The 18,270-nt window shown below is 72.0% G+C and carries 16 protein-coding genes; 11 read left to right on the forward strand and 5 right to left on the reverse strand.

What is annotated here, in order from left to right; genetic code table 11:
• Window positions 1-22 precede the first annotated feature (22 nt).
• Genes AB0C27_RS35385 through AB0C27_RS35395 form a run of 3 tightly spaced genes read right to left on the reverse strand, consistent with a single transcriptional unit; the run spans window position 23 to window position 5,605 of the window.
• Window positions 23-1,390, reverse strand: coding sequence for an MFS transporter (locus AB0C27_RS35385; RefSeq protein WP_357853250.1), 1,368 nt, complete (start codon window positions 1,388-1,390; stop codon window positions 23-25).
• Complete coding sequence (locus tag AB0C27_RS35390; protein ID WP_357853252.1) at window positions 1,387-3,858, reverse strand: MMPL family transporter; 2,472 nt, start codon at window positions 3,856-3,858, stop codon at window positions 1,387-1,389. Before AB0C27_RS35390 ends, AB0C27_RS35385 begins: the two co-directional genes overlap by 4 nt.
• Window positions 3,851-5,605, reverse strand: coding sequence for a fatty acyl-AMP ligase (locus tag AB0C27_RS35395; protein WP_357853255.1), 1,755 nt, complete (start codon window positions 5,603-5,605; stop codon window positions 3,851-3,853). The genes AB0C27_RS35390 and AB0C27_RS35395 overlap by 8 nt, the downstream gene beginning before the upstream one ends.
• A 187-nt stretch (window positions 5,606-5,792) precedes the next feature.
• On the opposite strand from AB0C27_RS35395, the gene AB0C27_RS35400 reads away from it, so the two are divergent.
• Window positions 5,793-7,049, forward strand: a complete 1,257-nt coding sequence (locus tag AB0C27_RS35400) for an MFS transporter (protein ID WP_357853258.1) — start codon at window positions 5,793-5,795, stop codon at window positions 7,047-7,049.
• On the opposite strand, the gene AB0C27_RS35405 is transcribed toward AB0C27_RS35400, so the two are convergent.
• Window positions 7,031-7,528 carry a hypothetical protein gene (locus AB0C27_RS35405; RefSeq protein WP_357853261.1) on the reverse strand — a complete coding sequence of 166 codons (498 nt, stop codon included), beginning with the start codon at window positions 7,526-7,528 and terminating at the stop codon, window positions 7,031-7,033. The genes AB0C27_RS35400 and AB0C27_RS35405 overlap by 19 nt on opposite strands.
• 80 nt (window positions 7,529-7,608) lie before the next feature.
• Entirely contained in the window at window positions 7,609-8,166 is a 558-nt protein-coding gene (locus tag AB0C27_RS35410) for a hypothetical protein (protein ID WP_357853264.1), read from the reverse strand.
• Window positions 8,167-8,297: 131 nt separating this feature from the next.
• On the opposite strand from AB0C27_RS35410, the gene AB0C27_RS35415 reads away from it, so the two are divergent.
• From AB0C27_RS35415 to AB0C27_RS35460, 10 genes are all read left to right on the forward strand, one after another.
• Window positions 8,298-8,927 (forward strand): helix-turn-helix domain-containing protein, encoded by a 630-nt coding sequence (locus tag AB0C27_RS35415; protein ID WP_357853267.1) that lies wholly within the window; start codon window positions 8,298-8,300, stop codon window positions 8,925-8,927.
• An 81-nt stretch (window positions 8,928-9,008) separates the two neighbouring features.
• Window positions 9,009-10,181: a homogentisate 1,2-dioxygenase domain-containing protein gene (locus tag AB0C27_RS35420; protein ID WP_357853270.1), complete on the forward strand. Its 1,173-nt coding sequence runs from the start codon at window positions 9,009-9,011 to the stop codon at window positions 10,179-10,181.
• Window positions 10,160-10,945, forward strand: a complete 786-nt coding sequence (locus tag AB0C27_RS35425; RefSeq protein ID WP_357853272.1) for a hypothetical protein — start codon at window positions 10,160-10,162, stop codon at window positions 10,943-10,945. Before AB0C27_RS35420 ends, AB0C27_RS35425 begins: the two co-directional genes overlap by 22 nt.
• A complete protein-coding gene (fahA, locus tag AB0C27_RS35430; protein WP_357853275.1) occupies window positions 10,942-12,045 on the forward strand; it encodes a fumarylacetoacetase in 1,104 nt (367 codons plus the stop codon). Before AB0C27_RS35425 ends, fahA begins: the two co-directional genes overlap by 4 nt.
• Window positions 12,046-12,217: 172 nt before the next feature.
• Window positions 12,218-13,291 carry an Ig-like domain-containing protein gene (locus AB0C27_RS35435; protein ID WP_357853278.1) on the forward strand — a complete coding sequence of 358 codons (1,074 nt, stop codon included), beginning with the start codon at window positions 12,218-12,220 and terminating at the stop codon, window positions 13,289-13,291.
• Between the two features lie 74 nt (window positions 13,292-13,365).
• The gene (locus tag AB0C27_RS35440; RefSeq protein ID WP_357853281.1) at window positions 13,366-13,797 is read left to right on the forward strand and encodes an NfeD family protein; all 432 of its coding nucleotides are present in this window, start codon (window positions 13,366-13,368) and stop codon (window positions 13,795-13,797) included.
• 3 nt (window positions 13,798-13,800) lie between these two features.
• Window positions 13,801-14,877 (forward strand): SPFH domain-containing protein, encoded by a 1,077-nt coding sequence (locus AB0C27_RS35445; protein WP_357853283.1) that lies wholly within the window; start codon window positions 13,801-13,803, stop codon window positions 14,875-14,877.
• A 208-nt stretch (window positions 14,878-15,085) separates the two neighbouring features.
• Window positions 15,086-16,174, forward strand: coding sequence for an L-threonine 3-dehydrogenase (tdh, locus tag AB0C27_RS35450; RefSeq protein WP_357853286.1), 1,089 nt, complete (start codon window positions 15,086-15,088; stop codon window positions 16,172-16,174).
• On the forward strand, window positions 16,174-17,343 hold the full coding sequence (locus AB0C27_RS35455; RefSeq protein WP_357853288.1) for a glycine C-acetyltransferase: 1,170 nt from the start codon (window positions 16,174-16,176) through the stop codon (window positions 17,341-17,343). Before tdh ends, AB0C27_RS35455 begins: the two co-directional genes overlap by 1 nt.
• Before the next feature lie 13 nt (window positions 17,344-17,356).
• On the forward strand, window positions 17,357-18,259 hold the full coding sequence (locus AB0C27_RS35460) for a LysR family transcriptional regulator (RefSeq protein WP_357853290.1): 903 nt from the start codon (window positions 17,357-17,359) through the stop codon (window positions 18,257-18,259).
• Window positions 18,260-18,270: the final 11 nt, after the last annotated feature.

The following is an 18,270-nucleotide window of genomic DNA, read 5'->3' on the forward strand; positions in this document are numbered from 1 at the left end:
CCAGGCCGGCCGGCGCTCCGGCTCACGGGAGGGTCGCCAGGCTGACCAGGGCGCCGGTCAGGACCAGGGCGGCGGCGACCAGGAGACCGGTCGCGTAGCCGAGGGCGAAGTCGCCGGCGGCGTGCACGACGACGCCGACCACAGCGATCCCGAAAAGCCCCGAAATTTCACGACTCACCGAGAAGATGCCGCCGGCCACGCCCGCCCTCGACTCCGGCACGGCCCCCAGCACCGCCGACCCCAGCGGCATGGTCAGCGCCGACCCCACCCCGATCGCGCACACGGCGGGCAGCAGCCGCCCCCACCCGTCCCCCGCCTCCAGCATCGCCGCCAAAGCCATCCCCCCGGCCACCAGCACCAGCCCGGCGGCCACCGTCCGTCCGGCGCCCAGCCGCCGCTCCACCGCCGGCGCCAGCGGCGTGACCAGCACCACCAGCAGCGCCAGCGGCACGAACGCCAGCCCCGACGCCGTCGGGGTGAACCCGAGCACCCCTTGCAGGAAGATCGCCGTGTAGAAGAAGACGCCGTTCACGCCGAGCCCCCACAGCACCTGCGCGACCACCCCGCCCGCGAAACTGCGCACCTTGAACAGGCCCTGATCCACCATCGGCGCGCGGGCCCGCCGCTCGGCGAGCACGAACGCGATCCCCCCGATCGCGCACACGACCAGCGCCGCCACCACGACCGGCGACGACCACCCGTACTCGCCGCCGTGGGTCAGCGCGAACGTCCCCGCCGCCAGGAACGCCACCGACGCCGCCACCCCCGGCAGATCCAGATCTCGCCCGCCCGCACGACTCGCAGTAGCGGCGGGACCACCGGCGGGAACAGCTATCGCGGCCAGCCCCATAATCGCCACGCCCATCGGCACGTTGACCAGGAACACCCAGCTCCAGTGCGCGTGCTGACTCAGGTAGCCGCCCGCGACCGGCCCGAGCGCCAGCGCCGCCGCTCCCGAGGCCATCCAGACGGCCACCCCCATCGACCGCTCCCGCTCCTCCCGCCCGGCCAGTACGGCCAGCGTCGCGGGCAGGATCAGCGCGGCCCCCGCCCCCTGGACCAGGCGGGCGGCGACCAGGACCGGCACGGATCCGGCCAGCCCCGCCCCGAGCGAGGCGGCCGTGAAGACGCCCAGCCCCGCCAGCAGCACCCGCCGGTGCCCGTGCACGTCGGCCAGCCGGCCGCCGGCGAGCATGAGGCCGGCGAAGGTGAGGATGTAGCCGGTGGCCACCCATTCCAGGGCGCTCAGGCGGGCGCCGAGGTCGCGCTGGATGCTGGGGAGCGCGACGGTGACGACCGTGTTGTCCAGCGTGGTCATGAACCCGGCCAGGCCGGTGACGAGGAACAGCGGCCAGGCGCGCCGCTGGGCCAGGGTCGCGGTCAGGCTCACTCGTCGACCTCCGCCCACGTCCATCCGCCGTGCGGATCGGCCCGTACCACGCGTGCCGGGCTCGCCCTGATCCGCACCCATCCGGGACGGTCGGGCTCGGCGGGCAGCGGCACGGGATCGGTGTCCGCCCCGAACACGGCCGGCCGCCCGTTCACCGTCACCCCGGCCGACGGCACAGTCGGCGGACGCGCGGGCCGGGACGCGGGCGCGGACTCGATCGCGGGCGGGGCCGGCGGACGTGCGGGCCGACGCATGGGTGGGCGCGCGGGTTTCGGGGGTGCGGGTGGCGGGGTGGGCTCGCGGAGCTCGACCCGCCGGTGGAAGCGGCGCCACGACCGCGGCAACCACCAGTTCGCCCCGCCGAGCAGCCGCATCGACGCGGGCACGAGCAGCGCCCTGACCAGGGTGGCGTCCACCACGATGGCCACGAACATGCCCACCCCGAGCAGCTTCACGATCGTGATCCCGGCGGTGGAGAAGGCCCCGATCACGACGAGCAGCAGCAGCGCCGCGCTGGTGATGACGCCGCCGGTCTGCTGCAGCCCGGCCGCCACGGCTGCCGTGTTGTCCCCGGTACGCAGCCACTCGGCCCGCACCCGGGACAGCAGGAACAGCTCGTAGTCCATCGACAGCCCGAACACCACGGCCAGGATGAGCACGGTCACGGTCGCCTCGATGGACCCGGTGGCGGTGAACCCGAGCGCCGAGGCCAGGTTCCCGTCCTGGAAGGCCCACACGATCACCCCGAACGAGGCCCCGATGGACAGCACGTTCATCAGCAGCGCCTTGACCGGCAGCACCAGCGACCCGAACGCGGCGAACAGCAGCACCATCGTGACCGACCCGACCACCAGCGCCATCCACGGCAGCCGGGCCAGCAGGCTGTCCTGGAGGTCGAGTTGCGCCGCCGTGGCGCCGCCGACCACCACCCGCCGGGTGTTCGGCTCAGGCGACAAGGCCCTGATCGTCCGGACGAGGGCCCTGGCCTCCTCCGACATGGGATCCAGGTCGTGCCGTACGGCCAGCCGCACCGCGCCGTTCGCCTGCGACATCCCGGCCACCTCGACCGCCGTGACGTGCGGCAGCCGCTTCAACCGGGCGGCGAGGGGCCGCGCGTCCACGGGGCTGACCGGCGTGACGGCGCTGATCGGCGTGTGCCCCTGCCCGAGCGGCCCCGGCAGGGCGGGCTCGCCGGTGAAGGTGCGTTCGACCAGGACGTGCACGTCGATCGGCGCCATCGCGTTCCTGGCGAAGTCCCGGTCGAGGGTCTCGGCGACCCGGCGTCCCTCGGAGCCGGCGGGCAGCACGCGATGGTCCACGTTCCCGAACCTGACGTGCAGGAACGGCAGCGCCAGCGCGACCAGCACAACGCTCACCGCCACCAGGTAGACCACCGGCCGCCGCATCACGCTCGACGCCACGGCGTGCCACAGCCCGCCCTCGCGCCTGCCGAGGTCGGGGGTCAGGCGCAGCGCGTTCACCCGTGGCCCGAGCACGCCCAGCAGGGCCGGCAGCACGACCAGCGCCGCCGCCATCGCGACCAGCACCACGGCCGCCGCCCCGAGCCCGATCGAACGCAGGAACATCTGCGGGAACACCAGCAGCCCGAGCAGCGCCGTGGCCACCGTCAGCCCGGAGAACGCGACGGTGCGCCCGGCCGTGGCCATCGTGCGCACGACGGCCTGCTCGGTGCTCGCGCCGTCCGCGACGGCCTCCCTGAACGCCTTGAGCACGAACAGCGAGTAGTCGACGGCCAGGCCGAGCCCGAGCATGGTGACGACGTTCAGCGAGAAGACGGAGACCTCGGTGACCTCGGTGAGCAGCCGGAGCAGCACCAGGGCGCCGAGCACCGCGAGCAGCCCCACGACCAGCGGCAGCCCGGCCGCCACCAGGCTGCCGAACACGACCACGAGCAGCACCAGCAGCACCGGCATGGAGATGGCCTCGGCGCGGGCGAGGTCGGCGGCGGTCTGGTCGTTGAGCTCCTTCAGCAGCGGCACCGCGCCGCCGACGGAGACGCGCAGGTTGTCGACGTCCCTGAGCCGGGCGGCGACGGCGGCGTAGGCGCGCTGCTCGTCGCCCTTTAGGGTGATCACCGCGTACGTGGCGTGCCCGTCCTCGGAGACCATCTTCTTCGACCGGCTCGTCCAGTACGTGACCATCGCGCGCACGTGCCGGCCGGGCAGCGCCCGCAGCGAGTCGTGCACCGCCCGCTTGTACCGGGGGTCGCGGACCTTGACGGTGGGGTGCCGGTAGAGGACCACCACGTTGGGGGCGTGGCCGCCGTACCAGTCGTCGTTCCAGCGGGCGGAGGTGGTGGAGTCGGCGCGCGGGTCCTCGAACCCGCCGTCCGCCATCCGCCCGAACAGCTCCAGCCCCAGCGGCACGACGAGCACGGTCAGCGCCAGGGTGAGCGCGAGCAGCGTCCAGCGGCCCCGGTAGACGAAGTGGCCCGCCGACTCAAACAAGCGCGCCCTCCAGGTAGGCCCGCAGGCACGACCGGCGGGCGACCTTCCCGCTGGACGTCCGCGGCACTCCGCCGGGCCCGGTCAGCACGAAGTCGTGCACGGCCAGCCCGTGCTGCTCCTGGACGGCGGCACGTACGGCCCGCGCCACCTCCACGGGGTCGGCGGCCGGCGCGTGCCGCGACCGCTCGGCCACCACCACGAGCCGCTCACCCGCCGGCGCGTGCCACCCGTCCGCCTGCAGCGGCCCCTCGCCCGCCACCAGCCGCTCGGCGGTCTCTCCCAGGTCCTCGGCGGGCAGGGCGAAGGCGGCCACCCGGTCGCGGCGCACCGCCGGGTGCGCCTCCTGCGTGGTCGCCTCGATGTCCTGCGGGTAGTGGTTGCGCCCGTCCACGATGATCAGGTCCTTGACCCGGCCGGTGAGGTAGAGCCGGCCGTCGTGCAGCACGCCGAGGTCGCCGGTGCGCAGCCAGGTGCCGTCCGCGCCCTCCAGCACCGCGCCGAACACCTCCGCGCTGCGGCCGGGGTCGCGCCAGTAGGCGCGGGCCACGTTCGGGCCCTGCACCCAGACCTCGCCCACCTCCCCGGCAGAACGTTCCCGCCGGTCGGGGCCGACCACGCGCACCTGCTGGCCGTGCGGCCGTCCACAGGAGACGAGCGGGCTGCCGGCACCCCGCTCGGCCAGGGGCTTCGCGTGTCCGTGCCGTAGGGCGTCGCGGTCGAAGGCGGTCACGACCGGCCGCTCGTCCCGCCCGGTCGCGGTGACGAAGACGGTCGCCTCGGCCAGCCCGTACGCGGGCGTGTGCGCCTCCGGCCGCAGCCCGCAGCCGCCGAACGCGGCGTCGAACGCCTCGATCGCGCCGGGCCGCACCGGCTCGGCCCCGTTCAGCATGACCCGCACCCCGGACAGGTCCAGCCCTTCCTTCTCCCGGGCTGTGACGCGGGCGGCGGTGTACTCGTAGGCGAAGTTGGGCCCGCCGGTGAACACGTCGCCGAACTCCGACAGCAGCCGCAGCCAGCGCACCGGCCGCATGACGAACGCCACCGGGTCCATGAACACCGCCCGGTTGCCGCCCACCATCGGCATCGCGACCGTGGCGACCAGCCCCATGTCGTGGAAGAGCGGCAGCCACAGCGCCGCCACCGAGGTCCTGGGCTCGGCCCGGAAGACCTCCCAGAGCTGGGCGGCGTTGGCGGTGAGGTTGGCGTGGGTGATCTCGACGCCGGTCGGCGCGCGGGTGGAGCCCGAGGTGTACTGCAGGTAGGCGAGATCGTCGGGGCCGGGCGGCTCCTGGTCCCACTCGTCGGCCAGCAGGTCGGAGACGGTGTCCACGGCGAGCACGTGCTTGGGCGTCTGGGCGGTGGCCAGGAAGCCGGTGACGGCGGGCAGCGCGGCCGTGGTGGTCAGCACGACGGCGGGATCGGCGTCGGCGTACGCCCCGGCCAGCCGTTCGGCGTGCCCCGGCAGCCCGGGGGCGAACAGCGGCACCGCGACGAGCCTGGCGTACATCGTGCCCAGCATCGCGACCACGTAGTCCAGCCCCTGCGGCGCGAGCACGGCCGCCCGGTCGCCCGGCCCGGCCAGCTCACGCAGGCGCACCGCCAGCGCCCTCGCCCGCAGGTCCACCCGACCCCAGCCGAGCGTCTCGCGCCGGCCCTCCTGTCCCAGGTGGTCGATGAACGTGTACGCGGGCGCCTGCGGGATCTCGCGGGCCCACCGGGCCACCTGAGCGATCAGCATCTCGCGCATGCCTGGTCCCCTCGCCGTCAGCAGGGACCTAGCAAATTACGGGAGATGCAGGTTCGATTCTTGCGAAACCCCGCGCACATTCCGCGATCGGTCTTGTTGCCCGGGTGACAATAAATATGCGCACGACAAAGGGCCGGACTATGCGGCAAGATGGCGGAGTTTGGCCACTTTCAGGGGGTTTGCGCAGATGCATGACATTATCGGCGATCTCGGACTGCTCCGGGACCGGCGGTTCGCCCTGCTGCTGACGGCGCGGACGATCTCCGTACTCGGGTCGGCCTTCGCCCCGGTGGCGCTCGCCTTCGGCATCCTCGACCTGCCCGGAGCCACCGCCTCGACCCTGTCCGTGGTGCTCACCGCCGAGGCGGTGCCAATGATCGCGTTCATGCTGGTCGGCGGTGTGATCGCGGATCGGCTGCCGCGCCAGCGGGTGATGACGGCCGGCGAGTTCATCATGGCGGCGGGCTTCTTCGCGCTGGCCGTGATGCTGCTCACCGGCTGGACCCCGCTGCCCGCGCTGGCCACGGCGGCGGCGATCACGGGTGTGGCCACGGCGGTCACGTTCCCCGCGCTGACCGGGATCATCCCCGAGGTCGTCCCGCGCGACCGGCTGCAGACCGGCAACGCGCTGCTCGGCCTGGGCGCGAACGCCTCACGGGTGGCCGGCGCGGTGCTGGGCGGCGCCACGGTGGTGCTGTTCGGCGGCGGCTGGGCGCTGATGATCAGCGGCGCGTTGTTCGCGGTGGCGGGCGTGCTGATCGCGCTGCTGCGGCTCCAGCCGGGCGAGCAGCCCCGCGCCGAGTCCCACTCCGTGCTGGCCGACCTGCGTGACGGCTGGCGCGAGTTCAGCTCGCGGCAGTGGATCTGGGTGGTGGTCGCGCAGTTCTCGGTGATGGTCATGGCCATCCAGGCCGGGCACGGCGTGCTCGGGCCGCTGATGGCGAAGGAGAGCCTGGGCGGCCCCGCGGCCTGGTCGGCGTTCCTGACCGGCGAGGCCGTCGGCACGATCGTCGGCGTGCTGGTGTCGCTGCGGGTGCGGCCGCGCCGGCCGATCCTGGTGGCGGTGCTGCTCTGCCTGCCGGCCGCGATCCCGTACGTGCTGCTCGGGGTGGACGCGCCGCTCTGGGCGATCGTCGGCGGGGCGTTCGTGCTCGGTGTCTGCTTCGACGTGTTCGGCGTGCTGTGGCAGACCACGATGCAGCGGGAGATCCCGGCGGAGGCGCTGTCGCGGGTCAGCTCGTACGACGTGCTGGGCTCGATGATGTTCGGCCCGATCGGGCTGCTGCTGGCCGGGCCGGCCGCGACGCTGTTCGGCACCGAGGAGGCGCTGCTCGGCTGCGCCGTCATCGTCGTGGTGTCCACGCTGGCCGCGCTGCTCTCCCCTGGGGTGCGGAACCTGCGCGCGCCCCAGCCAGGAGCACCCGCTCAGGCCGACCTGAAGTAGGCGCCGGCCCTGGGCTGGAACATCAGGGTCAGCGCCCCCAGCACGGCCAGGACGTGCAGGATCCTGCTCGTCGCGAAGATCCAGCCCATCGCGTCGGCCCCAGCCACAGCCGCGGCGATAGAGCCGCCGTCCAGCAGCCACTGCACGGGCTCGATCACCAGCGAGAGCGTGCCGAACACGCCGAGCGTGCCAGCCAGTGCCCAGCGGGCCCAGTTCGCCCCCGCCTTCAGCCGCAGCGCCAGGAAGATCGCCCCGGCGAACACGGCCAGCCGGAACCCGGCCTCCGGCAGCAGCTCCGCCACCGCCGCGCCCTCGTACAGCCGCCCGCCGATCATCAGCGCGGCCTCGAACGCGCCGAACGCGACCGCCGAGAGCCAGAGTATGGCGGCGGCGTACACGACAGGTGGCGGCGCGGTCTTGGTCTCGGGCGCAGTGTCGGTTGCGGGGGCTTCGGTGACGGTGGTCATGGGGTGCTTCATGGGACAAGTCTCCGCCGGGGACCTGGTCCGGATCATGCCCGCCGTCCCCCCGGTTCAGGTGGGGCAGGCACTACCGGCGGTCACACGATGATGAGGCGGACGACGACGCCCGCGCAGTTGCCCGCCACGCAGATCCGTACCGGCACCTCGCTGATGCCCGCCGCCACCGGGACGCCGCCCACGTGGCCGTCGGGGCCGATGCTCACGCCGCCCGGCACCTTCTCGACGTCGGTCACCGTGAAGGTGGGCACCACGCCGGACGGCCCGCCGTCGATGCCGATCTCGCCGCCGAGCGGCGTGCCCACCTTGCCGGGGAAGGTCAGCTCGCGCGGCTCCCACGGCTCGTTGGCCAGCACCACGAGCGTCAGCTCCTGCGCCTGGCACGACCGGCCCGAGCAGAGCTGGACCGGCGCGACGAACGTGCCTGGACGCTGCGGCCTGCCGGAGAGGCGGCCGCCGGCATCGACCCTGACCCCGACCGCGAGGTAGCCGGCGCGGAAGGTGATGCCCTTGGCGATCGGCAGCAACTGCTGCCGCACCTCGATGCCCTGGGTGAAGTAGAAGGTGTCCTCGACCAGACTGCGCTCGGCCCGCGCGAGCGGCGTCTGGTACGCCATGGGCGTGGTGATGGACGACATGGCCGGAGAAAAGGCACATATTGCCACTCCGGCCAGCAGGAGTACCCACCAATGCCGCATCGTCACCCCCCGGCGGTTCTACGCCCATACGTACCCCCCTAACCGCGCGGCGTCACTCCATAATCGGTCGCATGGCCGCCGAATCCGCTCAGACCCTCGAACGCGGGCTCCGCCTGCTCCGCCTGCTCGCCGACGGCAAGGGCGGCCGCACACCGACGGAGCTGAGCGCCGAGCTGTCGCTGAGCCGGCCCGTCGTGTACCGGCTGCTGACGACGCTGCTCGCCGCCGGCTTCGTCCGCAGGGACGCCGAGGGCCGGGTGCACCTCGGTTTCGGCGTGCTGGCACTGGCCCAGGCCGTGCAGCCGCTGCTGCGGGCGGCGGCGGTGCCGACGCTGCGGCGGCTGGCCGAGCGGGTGGGGGCGACCGCGCACCTGACCGTGGCCGAGGGCGACGACGGGCTGGCCGTGGCGGTGGTGGAGCCGTCGTGGACCGACATGCACGTGGCCTACCGGGAGGGCTCGCGCCATCCGCTGGCCAGAGGCGCGGCGGGGCGGGCGATCCTGGCCCTGCGCGAGGGCAGGCACGATTACTTCGCCACGGAGGGGCAGTTGCAGGAGGGTGCGCGTGGCGTCGCCGCGCCGGTCACCGGGCTGCCGTGGCTGGAGGCGTCGGTGGGGGTGGTGACGTTCGGGCCGCTGGAGGAGTCCACGGGCCCGGCGGTGGTGGCCGCCGCCGCCGAGCTGGCCGCCGTGCTGGGTTGACATCTCCTGGCGGATGGCGGACGGTGGCTCACATATAGAGGACACTTCCGTCCGATAACCGGACAGATGTGGAGGGGCCGGATGCCGTACTACCGGGTCGTGGGAGAGGTGCCGCGCAAGCGGCACGTGCAGTTCAGACGGCCGGACGGCGGTCTCTACGCCGAGGAGCTGATGGGCGAGGAGGGCTTCTCCTCCGACTCCTCGCTGCTCTACCACCGGCACCTGCCCACGGCGATCGTCAAGGCCGAAGCGGTGACCCCTGCCGGGGAGACCCGCCTGGAGCCCAACCTGCCGCTCTCCCCCCGCCACTTCCGCACCCAGGAGCTCTCCAGCGCCGGCGACCTGGTCTCCGGCCGCATGCCGCTGGCGGGCAACGCCGACGTCCGGTTGTCGTACGCCACGAGCGATCGGCCGAGCGAGCTCTACCGCAACTCCATGGGCGACGAATGCGTCTACGTCCAGCGCGGGCGGGTGCGCTTCGAGTCCACCTACGGCGTGATCGAGGCCGGTGAGGGCGACTACGTCGTCGTCCCGACCGGCACCATCCACCGGTGGGTGCCCGACGGGACCGTCAACGTGCTGGCCATCGAGGCGGCCGGGCACATCAGGCCGCCCAAGCGCTACCTGTCGCAGCACGGGCAGTTCCTGGAGCACGCCCCCTACTGCGAGCGCGACCTGCGGGCGCCGGCCGAGCCGTTCACGGCCGAGGGCGAGGAGGTGCCGGTCCTGGTCCGCACGCGCGGCGGCCTGACCAGGCTCGTCTACCGTCACCATCCGTTCGACGTGGTGGGCTGGGACGGCTACCTCTATCCGTTCGCGTTCAACATCGACGACTTCGAACCGATCGTGAAGCGCACGCACGCGCCGCCGCCGGTGCACCAGACGTTCGAGGGGCCCGGGTTCGTGGTGTGCTCCTTCTGCCCCCGGCCGCTCGACTACCATCCGGAGGCCGTTCCGATCCCGTACAACCATCACAACGTCGACTCCGACGAGTTCATGTTCTACGTGGGCGGCGACTACTCGGCCCGCCAGGGCTCCGGCATCGGCGTCGGCTCGATCTCGCTGCATCCGGCCGGGTTCACGCACGGGCCGCAGCCGGGGGCGGTGGAGGCGGTGATCGAGGCGGTCGCGCGCGGCGTCACGACGACGAGCGAGGTGGCCGTCATGGTCGACACGTTCCGCCCGCTCGACCTCGGCAGCAGCGCGCTGGCCTGCGAGGACGCCGGCTACGCGTGGACGTGGGCGCGGTCATGACGCTCTTCGCCGCTCTGGTGGACGACGCGGGCCTGTTCCCGCCGACGTCCCTGCACATGGACGAGGCCCTGACCCGCAACCAGCGCGACCTGGAGCAGGGCCACCACGTGCTCACGCATCGCTTCCTCTGCCCGGCCAGCCGGCTCGACCGGCTGCGCGGCATGGACTACCGGCCGCGGCGCATCGGGCTGATCTGCGACATGGACGAGCTGCCCGACTTCAGCGACCTGCCCGTGGACTACGTCGAGACGAAGCTGCCACCCGACATGTCGGTCGAGGAACTGGCCGCGCGGCTGGACCTGCCGGACGGCGTGCGGCTCTGGGCCGAGGTGCCCGCGCGCAAGACGTCCATGGAGGTGCCCGAGGGCGCCGGGCTGAAGGTGCGCTGCGGCGGCGCGACGGGCGAGGAGTTCCCGCCGGTGGAACACCTCGGGCAGTTCATCAGGTCCTGCGCCGAGAACGGCGTCCCGTTCAAGGCCTCGGCCGGGCTGCACCACGCCGTACGCCACTTCGACCCCTCGCTCGGCGTGGACCGGCACGGCTTCCTCAACCTGCTGCTGGCCGTCTGCGAGGCCGTCGAGGGCCGCGATCCCGCGCCCGTCCTGCGCACCACCGACGTCGGCAACCTCGTCCGGCTGTGCGCGTCCGTCCGGGAGGAGACGGCCGGGCGGGCCAGGCGGCTGCTGGTGAGCTACGGCTCGTGCAACACCACCGCACCCCTGGACGACCTGCGCGCGCTCGGACTGGTCGAGGAGGACTCATGAGCTGGGGAGTGGACAACCTGCCCTACGGCGTCTTCTCCCGCCCAGGGCAGCGCCCCAGGGTCGGCGTGCGCTACGGCGACAGGGTGCTCGACCTGGCCCCCGCGCTGCACGACGAGGTCTTCGCCGCGCCCTCGCTCAACCCGTTCATGGCGCGGGGCCGGGCGGCCTGGCACGACACCAGGACCCTGATCAGGAACAAGCTCACCGGCGACCTGCCGATCACCGAGCGGCACCTGATCCCGCTCGACCAGGTGAGCCTGCACCTGCCGTTCGAGGTGGCCGACTACGTCGACTTCTACTGCTCACTCGATCACGCGAGCAACATCGGCCGGATCCTGCGCCCCGGCTCGGAGCCGCTGCAGCCGAACTGGCGCCACCTGCCCGTCGGCTACCACGGCAGGGCGGGCACGGTCGTGGTGTCGGGCACGCCGGTCAGGCGCCCGCACGGGCAACTCGGGCCTGGCTCCTTCGGGCCGAGTCAGAAGCTCGACATCGAGGCCGAGCTGGGGTTCGTGGTGGGCGTGCCGTCCGCCATGGGGTCGCCTGCGGGGGCGTTCGAGGACCACGTGTTCGGGGTGACGCTGCTCAACGACTGGAGCGCGCGCGACATCCAGGCGTTCGAGTACGTGCCGCTGGGGCCGTTCCTCGGCAAGTCGTTCGCCACCTCGATCTCGCCGTGGATCACGCCGCTGGAGGCGCTGCCGCGCGTTCCCGGCCCGGCCCAGGACCCCGCGCCGGCCGCCTACCTGCGCAGGCGGGCGGACTGGGGGCTGGACATCTCGGTGGAGGTGCTGCTCAACGGGGAGGTGGTCGCGCGGCCCCCGTACGCGGCCATGTACTGGACGCCGGACCAGATGCTCGCCCACCTGACGGTGAACGGGGCCTCGCTGCGTACGGGAGACCTGTTCGCGAGCGGCACGATCTCCGGCTCCGAGCCGGGCGAGCGCGGCTCGCTCATGGAGCTGACCTGGAACGGGACCGAGCCGGTGAAGCTGGCGGGCGGCGAGACCCGCGCCTTCCTGGAGGACGGCGACACGGTCGTCATCCGCGCCACCGCCGGTGACCTGACATTGGGCGAGGTGTCGGGAACCGTCGGATAGGTGACTCGACGTGCTTGCTGGATGACTCACCGCTACCCTGGGACCTCCCCTTCCCTCGGAAAGCAGGAGTCACATGCGCCGCGCCGTGATGTTCTGTGTCGCCTTCGTCCTGGTTTGCAGCGGTTGTAGCTCTGTCACGGCCGCGACCCCGTCGGCGCCTCCCGTCGTGCGGGTGTGGCCGCCGTTCGGCAGCAAGCACGCGCGGCCCGACCGGGGCCTACTCGTCAGGGCCGAGGGCGGCACGCTCAGCCAGGTCCTGGTCTACCAGGGTGGCGAGCCGGTGCCGGGGCGGCTCGACGAGTCGCGTACGACATGGCGTACCGACTGGACGCTCAGGCCCGCCACCGAATACACGATCACCGCCACCGCCGGGCGCGAAGGGGCGCCCGCCACCGTGGCCATGGGCCGGGTCCGCACCCGCGCCGCCGTCAGGACGTTCCAGGTGGCCGCGACCGCGCCGCTGCCAGGCGAGACCGTCGGCGCCGGCATGCCGATCGTGATCGACTTCGACACGCCCGTCGAGGACCGCGCGGCCGTCGAGCGCGCGCTGGAGGTCACCACGCCGACGCCGGTCGAAGGCGCCTGGCGGTGGATCAGCGACACGCAGGTGGTCTACCGCACCCGGCGGTTCTGGCCGCCCAGGCAGCGGGTCACGGTCAGCGCCCACCTGGCCGGCGTGCGCGCGGGCGACGGGCTCTTCGGCGCCGCCGACTCCACCTTCACCTTCACCGTCGGACGCCGGCAGACCAGCCTGATCGACGCGAAGTCCCACCAGATGACCGTCACCCGCGACGGGCAGATCGTGCAGCGCATGGCCATCAGCGCCGGCATGGCCACCACCCACGAATACACCACGACCAGCGGCGTCCACCTGACCATGGACAAGGGAAACCCGGTCCGCATGGTCTCCCCCGGCCGGGAGAAAGGCGACCCCGGCTATTACGACATGATGATCGACCACGCGGTGCGCATTTCCAACAGCGGCGAATACGTGCACGCCAAGGACAACGTGTGGGCCCAGGGGCGGGCCAACGTCAGCCACGGCTGCATCAATTCCCGGCCCGACCAGGCGGCCTGGTTCTACGCCTCGTCAGTGCGCGGCGACCCCGTCATCATCACCGGCACCGACCGGCCGCTCGAATGGAACAACGGATGGGGTTTCTGGCAACTGCCGTGGGAGAAATGGCGGCTGGGCAGCGCGCTGACGCAAACAAGGCCCGCGGCCGGCGGGGTGCCGAAGCGTTGAAAACGGCATTACGGTAGAGGAGGGGGGAACCTCTGGCGAGCTCAGGCCCGTTATCCCTTATAGGAGGGCCGGATATGGATGAATGGATCATCTGGGTAATCCTCGCAGTCGTCCTGGGCGTGGCCGAGATATTCACGCTGACGGCCTCGCTCGGCCTCCTGGGGGCCGCGGCCCTGCTGACCGCCGCGACCGCGGCCATCGGATTGCCCGTCCCCCTGCAACTGATCTTCTTCGCCGCCTCCTCGGCGGCCGGGCTGCTGGTGTTGCGGCCGATCGCGATGCGCCACATCAAACAGCCGCAGCTGCAGCGGTTCGGCGTCGAAGCACTTGTGGGCAAACCCGCTTACGTCGTGGCGGAAGTGACGGGCCGCGACGGCCGCGTGCGCATCGGGGGAGAGGAATGGTCGGCGCGCGCCTACGACGAGACCCTCGTGATCCCCACAGGGGCGACCGTCGACGTCATCGAGATCGAGGGCGCTACCGCCCTCGTATATCCCCGGGAGTGACCCATGGATCCGCTGTTGCTGGTCGGACTGTTCGTCATACTTTTCGCCGTCATGACCCTGCTGAAGGCCGTACGGATCGTGCCGCAGGCCCGTGCCCGCAACGTCGAGCGCCTCGGCCGCTACCACCGCACGCTCAAGCCGGGCCTCAACTTCGTCATCCCCTACATCGACCGTGTCCACTCCATGATGGATCTGCGTGAGCAGGTCGTCTCCTTCCGTCCCCAGCCGGTCATCACCGAGGACAACCTGGTCGTCGAGATCGACACCGTCCTCTACTTCCAGGTCACCGACCCGCGGGCGGCGGCGTACGAGATCGCCAACTACATCACCGGTGTCGAGCAGCTGACCGTCACCACGCTGCGCAACGTGGTGGGCTCCATGGACCTGGAGAAGACGCTGACCTCCCGCGACACCATCAACAGCCAGCTGCGCGGCGTCCTCGACGAGGCCACCGGCAAGTGGGGGCTGCGCGTCAACCGCGTCGAGATCAAGGCCATCGACCCCCCGAAGACCATCAAAGACGCCATGGAGAAGCAGATGAGGGCCGAGCGTGACAAGCGAGCGGCCATCCTGAACGCCGAAGGCCAGCGGCAGTCGCAGATCCTCACCGCCGAAGGTGACAAGCAGAGCCGCATCCTGCGCGCCGAGGGCCAGCGCACGGCCGCCATCCTGGAGGCCGAGGGCCAGTCACGGGCCATCGACCAGGTCTTCCAGGCGGTCCACCGCAACGATCCCGACCCGAAGCTGCTCGCCTACCAGTACCTCCAGGTGCTGCCGCAGCTCGCGCAGGGCGACGGCAACACGTTCTGGGTGATCCCCAGCGAGGTCACCTCCGCGCTGCAGGGCGTCTCGAAGGCGTTCACCGAGGCGCTGCCGCGCTCGGCGGCCACGCGGGACGAGATGCCCGAGACGTCCGCGGCGGACGAGGAGGTGGCCAGGGCCTCCGAGGCGGCGGCCGAGGCGGTCGCCGACGCCCAGGAGGCGGAGAGCCCTAACGGGCCGCGGCAGCTCACGCAGAAGAACGAGGAGCCGTCGCCGTTCCCCGGCCTGGACCGGGAGCCGACGGAGGCCGAGCGCTGACATCTCTGGCTGTTTCCGGCGGGTCCTGATCCCTCAGGACCCGCCGGAACGTTTTCCCGCCGCCTTCCCGCCTGGTTCTCCCGCCGCGCGGAGGCGCGGTCGCCTGCCGCGTGAAGCGGAGCTGTGGGGGCACTTAAGAACTCCTCGATGGACACGTCCCGGGTCCTGCGGGCATGGTGCGTTAGGTTCTTAAGGGGGAAGTGAGGCCATGAAAGCGCTGGTCAAGGAGCGGGCCGAACCCGGGTTGTGGCTGGTCGACGTGCCGGAGCCCGAGCTGGGTCCCGGCGAGGTGAAGATCCGGGTGCTGCGCACCGGCATCTGCGGCACCGACCTGCACATCCGCAAGTTCGACGACTGGGCCCGGCACACGCTGGAGCTGCCGCTCGTCGTCGGGCACGAGTTCTCCGGGCACGTGGTCGAGGTGGCACCGGGCGTCGAGGACGTCTCCGTCGGCGACCTCGTCAGCGGCGAGGGCCACCTCGTGTGCGGCAAGTGCCGCAACTGCATGGCCGGCCGCCGGCACCTGTGCCGCAACACGATCGGGCTCGGCGTCAACAGGAACGGCGCCTTCGCCGAATACGTCACGCTGCCCGCCTCCAACGTCTGGGTGCACCGCGTGCCCGTCCACCCCGACATCGCCGCCATCTTCGACCCGTTCGGCAACGCCGTGCACACCGCGCTGTCGTTCCCGCTGGTCGGCGAGGACGTGCTGATCACCGGCGCGGGCCCGATCGGCCTGATGGCGGCGGCCGTGGCCACCCACGTCGGCGCGCGCAACGTGATGATCACCGACGTCAGCGACGAACGGCTCGACCTGGCCGGCAAGCTCGGCGTCTCCCTGGCCGTCAACGTCTCCAGGTCCTCGATCGCCGACGGCATGCGCCGGCTCCACCTGCGCGAGGGCTTCGACGTGGGGCTGGAGATGTCCGGCAACCCGACGGCCGTACGCGACATGATCGCCAGCATGACCCACGGCGGGAAGATCGCCATGCTGGGGCTGCCGGCCGAGGAGTTCGCCGTCGACTGGTCGACCGTGGTCACCTCCATGCTCACCATCAAGGGGGTCTACGGCCGCGAGATGTACGAGACCTGGTACAACATGTCCGTCCTGCTGGAGAAGGGCCTCGACCTCTCCCCCGTGATCACCGACCGGTTCTCGTACCAGGACTTCGACGCCGCCTTCGACACGGCGGCCGGCGGCAGGACGGGCAAGGTCATCCTCGACTGGAGCGACGCGTCCAGCTCGGGGGAAACCGGCGCCAAGCCGGCCGGAGCCACCACGAACAGGAGCGCCTGATGTTCACGAACGTGCGCCAGCAGCTGCGTACGACGCTCGACGAGATCACCGAGGCCGGGCTGCTCAAGCCCGAGCGCGTCATCTCCACCCCGCAGAGCTCCCAGGTGAGCGTGGCCGGCCGCGAGGTGCTCAACTTCTGCGCCAACAACTACCTGGGCCTGGCCGACGACCCGACGGTGGTCGAGGCGGCCAAGCAGGCGCTCGACCGGTGGGGCTTCGGCATGGCCTCCGTCCGCTTCATCTGCGGCACCCAGGAGGTGCACAAGGAGCTGGAGTCGCGCCTGTCGGACTTCCTCGGCATGGAGGACACCGTCCTCTACAGCTCCTGCTTCGACGCCAACGGCGGCGTGTTCGAGACCCTGCTCGACTCCCAGGACGCGGTCATCTCCGACGCGCTCAACCACGCCAGCATCATCGACGGCATCCGCCTGTCCAAGGCCCAGCGGTTCCGGTACGCCAACCGCGACATGGCCGAGCTGGAGGCCAGGCTGAAGGAGGCGTCGGAGGCGCGGCGGCGGCTGATCGTGACCGACGGCGTGTTCTCCATGGACGGATATCTGGCGCCGTTGCGGGAGATCTGCGACCTGGCCGACCAGTACGACGCCATGGTCATGGTCGACGACTCCCACGCCGTCGGCTTCGTCGGCCCGACCGGCCGCGGCACGCCCGAGCTGCACGGCGTCACCGACCGGATCGACATCATCACCGGCACGCTGGGCAAGGCGCTGGGCGGGGCCAGCGGCGGCTACGTCGCCGCCCGCAAGGAGATCTGCGAGCTGCTGCGCCAGCGCTCGCGCCCCTACCTGTTCTCCAACTCGCTGGCCCCCGTCATCGCCTCCGCGTCGCTGCGCATCCTCGACCTGCTGGAGACCTCCAGCGAGGCCAGGGAGCGCCTGCGGGCCAACACCGCCCGCTTCCGCGCCGGGATGACCGAGGCCGGCTTCGACATCCTGCCCGGCGACCACCCGATCGTGCCGGTCATGATCGGCGACGCCGCCGAGGCCGGGGCCATGGCCGAACGCCTGCTCGACCTGGGCATCTACGTGATCGGCTTCTCGTATCCGGTCGTACCGCACGGCCAGGCCAGGATCAGGGTGCAACTGTCGGCCGCACACTCCGAGGCGGACGTCGAGGGGGCGCTCCAGGCGTTCGTCCAAGCACGGGGCTGAGTATCCTCGCTGCGTGATAGACACGCGGCGACTGCGCACGCTGCGCGCGGTGGCCGACCACGGCACGGTCACCGCCGCCGCCGCTGCGCTGCATCTGACGCCCTCCGCCGTGTCCCAGCAGCTCGCCGCGCTGGAGCACGAGGTGGGCCACCGGCTGCTCACCCGTGACGGGCGCGGCGTGCATCTCACGGCGGTGGGCAAGATCATGGTGGCGCACGCCAACGAGGTCCTGGCCCAGCTCGAACGCGCCGAGGCCGAGGTGGCCGCGTACACGACCGGCGCCGCGGGCGAGGTGACCGTGGCCTGCTTCGCCACCGCGATCAGCGCCGTGCTCTCCCCCGCCATCGCCGCGCTGCGCACCACCGCGCCCGGCGTGCGCGTCCGTGTCCACGACGCGGAGGGCGACCACGGTCTGCTCATGCTGCTGGACGAGCGCGCCGATCTGACCATCGCGGTCGAATACCGCGGCGCCCCCGATGCCGCCGACCGCCGCCTGTCCCGCCATCCCCTGTACGCCGAGCCGTTCGACCTGGTGCTCCCCCGCGAGCATCCGCTGGCCGACTCGGCGACCCTCGTCTCGCTGGCCACCGAGACCTGGATCGGCCCCTATCCGGGCAATCCGGTGCACGACGTGATCACGTTCGCCTGCCAGCAGGCCGGTTTCACGCCCGACCTGGTCCACTGCTCCGACGACTTCCGCGCCGTGGTCGCCCTGGTCGGGGCGGGTGCCGGGGTGGCGCTGGTGCCACGGCTGGCGTTGCGTGACATGGCGCTGCCCGGGGTCGTGGTGCGGCACACACCGGGTCCTGAACGCCGCGTCTTCGCCGCCGTACGACGGGGCTCCGACGCCCATCCCCTCCTGCGCCCGCTCCTCGCGGCCCTCCGCGACGTGGCCGGATCCCTCGGAACGGGCTGAAACACTCCCCC

It is taken from the genome of Nonomuraea sp. NPDC048882, from assembly GCF_040649755.1.
Taxonomy (GTDB): Bacteria; Actinomycetota; Actinomycetes; order Streptosporangiales; family Streptosporangiaceae; genus Nonomuraea; species Nonomuraea maheshkhaliensis.

Bases quoted from the DNA above. Each gene is read 5' to 3' on its own strand.
- AB0C27_RS35395 (WP_357853255.1), bottom strand. From the start codon at position 5,605: ATGCGCGAGATGCTGATCGCTCAGGTGGCCCGGTGGGCCCGCGAGATC.
- AB0C27_RS35400 (WP_357853258.1), top strand. From the start codon at position 5,793: ATGCATGACATTATCGGCGATCTCGGACTGCTCCGGGACCGGCGGTTC.
- AB0C27_RS35405 (WP_357853261.1), bottom strand. From the start codon at position 7,528: ATGAAGCACCCCATGACCACCGTCACCGAAGCCCCCGCAACCGACACT.
- AB0C27_RS35410 (WP_357853264.1), bottom strand. From the start codon at position 8,166: ATGTCGTCCATCACCACGCCCATGGCGTACCAGACGCCGCTCGCGCGG.
- AB0C27_RS35415 (WP_357853267.1), top strand. From the start codon at position 8,298: ATGGCCGCCGAATCCGCTCAGACCCTCGAACGCGGGCTCCGCCTGCTC.
- AB0C27_RS35420 (WP_357853270.1), top strand. From the start codon at position 9,009: ATGCCGTACTACCGGGTCGTGGGAGAGGTGCCGCGCAAGCGGCACGTG.
- fahA (WP_357853275.1), top strand. From the start codon at position 10,942: ATGAGCTGGGGAGTGGACAACCTGCCCTACGGCGTCTTCTCCCGCCCA.
- AB0C27_RS35440 (WP_357853281.1), top strand. From the start codon at position 13,366: ATGGATGAATGGATCATCTGGGTAATCCTCGCAGTCGTCCTGGGCGTG.
- AB0C27_RS35445 (WP_357853283.1), top strand. From the start codon at position 13,801: ATGGATCCGCTGTTGCTGGTCGGACTGTTCGTCATACTTTTCGCCGTC.
- tdh (WP_357853286.1), top strand. From the start codon at position 15,086: ATGAAAGCGCTGGTCAAGGAGCGGGCCGAACCCGGGTTGTGGCTGGTC.
- AB0C27_RS35455 (WP_357853288.1), top strand. From the start codon at position 16,174: ATGTTCACGAACGTGCGCCAGCAGCTGCGTACGACGCTCGACGAGATC.